Annotated in this window: 1 protein-coding gene; it reads right to left on the reverse strand. The window is 33.9% G+C overall.

The genetic code is table 11. The annotated features are described in order from the left end of the window. Positions 1-1,061: methionine adenosyltransferase (gene metK / locus I4U89_RS15520; protein WP_195941140.1), on the reverse strand; the 1,061-nt coding region annotated here is incomplete at both ends.

Consider the following 1,061-nt stretch of genomic DNA (forward strand, 5'->3'; position numbering starts at 1 on the left):
GTTCTACCAAAGTGACCATAAGCTGCTACTTGCTTGTATATAGGTCTTCTTAAATCTAAATCTCTTATTATTGCTCCTGGTCTTAAATCAAAGTGTTTATTTACTAATTCTACTAACTTAGATTCTTCAACTTTTCCAGTTCCAAAAGTATCTATAAATACTGATAATGGTCTAGCAACACCTATTGCATAAGCTAACTCTATTTCACACTTATCTGCAAGTCCTGCTGCTACTATATTTTTAGCTACATATCTTGCTGCATAAGCTGCTGATCTATCAACTTTTGTTGGATCTTTTCCTGAGAATGCTCCTCCACCGTGTCTTGAGTATCCTCCATAAGTATCTATTATTATTTTTCTTCCTGTAAGACCTGTATCTCCTTGAGGTCCCCCTATAACGAATCTTCCTGTTGGGTTAATGTATATTATAGTTTCTTCATCTATTAAATCTGCTGGTATAACAGCTTTTATAACATGCTCTATTAAATCTTTTCTTATTGTTTCGTTAGTAACTTCTTCTCCGTGTTGAGTTGATATAAGTATAGTATGAACTCTAACAGGAGTATTTCCATCGTATTCTATTGTAACTTGAGTCTTTCCATCTGGTCTTAAGTACTCTAAAGTTTTGTTTTTTCTAACTTCTGTTAATCTTCTAGATAGCTTGTGAGCTAAAGATATTGGAAGTGGCATTAACTCTTCTGTTTCATTACAAGCGAAACCAAACATTATACCTTGATCTCCTGCTCCAACCTTTTCTATTTCATCTTCAGCATTTTCACCTTCTCTATTTTCTAAGGCTTCATCAACACCCATAGCTATATCGCCTGATTGTTCATCTATTGCAGTTATTACTGCACAAGTATCACAGTCAAATCCATATTTAGCTCTGTCATACCCTATTTCTCTTACTGTTTCTCTTACTAATTTAGGAATATCTACATATGTATTAGTGCTTATTTCTCCTGCTACTAATACTAATCCTGTTGTAGTTGTTGTTTCACAAGCTACTCTTGCATGTGGATCTTTCTCTAATAATGCATCTAGTATAGAATCTGATATTTG

The sequence above is a fragment of the Romboutsia sp. 1001713B170131_170501_G6 genome (genome assembly GCF_015668195.1).
Lineage (GTDB): Bacteria > Bacillota > Clostridia > Peptostreptococcales > Peptostreptococcaceae > Romboutsia_C.